Source organism: Actinoplanes sp. ATCC 53533 (assembly GCF_003947245.1).
In genome coordinates this window covers 1-2,038 of record NZ_QHHV01000461.1, presented here as the reverse complement: position 1 = coordinate 2,038, position 2,038 = coordinate 1, and the positions used below count along the sequence as shown (strand labels likewise).

3 protein-coding genes are annotated in these 2,038 nt (G+C 67.0%); all 3 read left to right on the top strand.

The genetic code is table 11. The annotated features are described in order from the left end of the window. Positions 1-282 precede the first annotated feature (282 nt). Positions 283-546, top strand: a complete 264-nt coding sequence (locus DMB66_RS59115) for a hypothetical protein (RefSeq protein ID WP_125812628.1) — start codon at positions 283-285, stop codon at positions 544-546. A 91-nt stretch (positions 547-637) separates the two neighbouring features. Next, on the top strand, positions 638-1,030 hold the full coding sequence (locus DMB66_RS65100) for a hypothetical protein (protein ID WP_233625611.1): 393 nt from the start codon (positions 638-640) through the stop codon (positions 1,028-1,030). 269 nt (positions 1,031-1,299) lie between these two features. Beyond that, on the top strand, positions 1,300-2,038 hold a 739-nt coding region (locus DMB66_RS59110), incomplete at its 3' end, for an acyltransferase family protein (protein ID WP_158647734.1).

Here is a 2,038-nt window from a genome sequence, read left to right as displayed (position 1 = left end):
CATCGCCTACTACTGCGACACAGAGGGTGGTTCCTCCGGAAGCCCGGTCCTGTCGCGGGCGACGAACCGCGTGGTAGCGCTGCACCACTTTGGCGGCTGCCCGAACTCCGGTGTGCGCGCCGACATCCTCGCCGCCAAACTGCGGGGCCTGGTGTAACCCACTGGAGTGCGGCAACGGTAGGACTTCGACGCCGCCGGGAAGGGAAGGTATCCGCGTGCCCGAAGCCGCAGCGCAGGCTCCCGAGCAACAGGTACAACACCGTTGTCGCCGGTTTCCGAAAATTGACCCTCTGTGCTGCGCTGTTGCACGCGTACAGCGGATACATCGACCCGTGGAACGGTGTCGCCTCCGACGCACCGATGACGGCGATGAACAGGTGGACCTCGCGCCTGGCCATCCACAGCCGGCCGCCGGTTTCGGCTCCACGCCACGCGCCACGGACGGTCAACGGCGGCTGGCGCTATTCCGTGTACGGCGCTGCTGGCCGGTTTCCCCACCTCACCGACGTCGACCGGTTCGCCTGCGACATCCGCAGTCAGCTCTGAACGACATGCTGACACTTCCCGCAGAACGGTCCTCACTCTCACCGCGGTCGCTGTCGCCGCCGCGCGGATCGCCGCGGTCGGCTACGCGCGGATGACCTCTTTCACACCGCCGTCGCCGCAGGCGCCGACCGCACAGGTGTCCAACCGGCCCGCCGCGGACGCGGAAACCGATCCGGAGGCCCGGCGATCGACCGGGACCGGCCTGCTGCTGCTGATCGCTGGCCTGATCGGCGGCGCCGCCGCGTTCACACTCGCGGTGGAGAAGGTACTCCTTCTCAAGAACCCGACTTCTCAAGAACCCGACGTACAGCCCCGGTTGCAGCATCAACCCGATCCTGTCCTGCGGCTCTATCATGATCACCAAACAGGCCGAGAGGGGTTGTCCACCACCGCAGAGACAGCAAGGTCATTTGGCCAGGTGGTCGGAAGATGCGCCACCTGGCTGGCCGCAGCGACAACGGCTGATTCTCAGACGGCTTCGTGAGACTGGGCCGGTGCGATCCTGCGGTCCAGCCGGGTTGGCGGACCATCAGGTCGCCAGCGGGGCAGTTCGCGGCGAGCATAGCCCTGAGGTTCAGGATCTCGTGCGGAGTTGAGCCACTCGCCCTCGTCGTGACCAGCGGCAGGCGTCGACAACGATCGTTCATAGCGATCGTTACGTTGTCAGGCGGCGGAGTTCCTGCCCGAAAGGCCTCCATCGGCCGGGGGACAACGGGCCCGGGAATGGGTCGTCCTCTTCGTAGGCTCGACCGCATGAATCCGGTCGACGACGATCAACCCGGCGGGTACGGGAGCACCACCGGCGAGAAGGGGCCGCAGGTTCGCCGGGATCGCTATTTCGACACGCTGCGTGCGGTGGCGTTGGTCCGGGTCGTCGTCTATCACATGTTCCCTCTGCCATGGCTCGCGATGGTTTTTCCGTCGATGGGTGTGATGTTCGCTCTCGGCGGGTCCTTGATGGCCACCTCGATGCGGCGTTCCACCGAGCAGGCGATCACCGGCCGGCTGCGCCGGCTGCTGCCCGCGCTCTGGGTGATGGGCGTGCTCCTGATCCCGGTGATGCTCGTAGCCGGGTGGCAGGACCGACCGCAGTGGCCGGCGTTGCTGCTGTGGCTGGTCCCGATCGTGGAACCTCCGACCGCCGGCTGGGCCGAGCCGGTCACCGGCGTGTTGTGGTACCTGGTCGCGTACCTATGGCTGGTGCTGCTCTCACCGTTACTGCTTCGGTGCTACCAACGTGCCCGCTTGATGACCGTGGGCACCCCGATCGCCGGGCTGGCCACTTTGGAGAACGCGCCGCCGATCCTGGGGGAGGCACTCGGCTCTGCCGCCACCGACGTGCTGACCTTCATGTCCTGCTGGGTGCTCGGCTTCGCGCACCGCGGCGGCGACCTCAAGCGCATCCACTTGGGCGTGCTGATACCCCTGGCAGCGACGCTGGTGGGAGCCGGACTGGCCTGGGAGATCACCCATCCAGGTGACGACGGCGTCG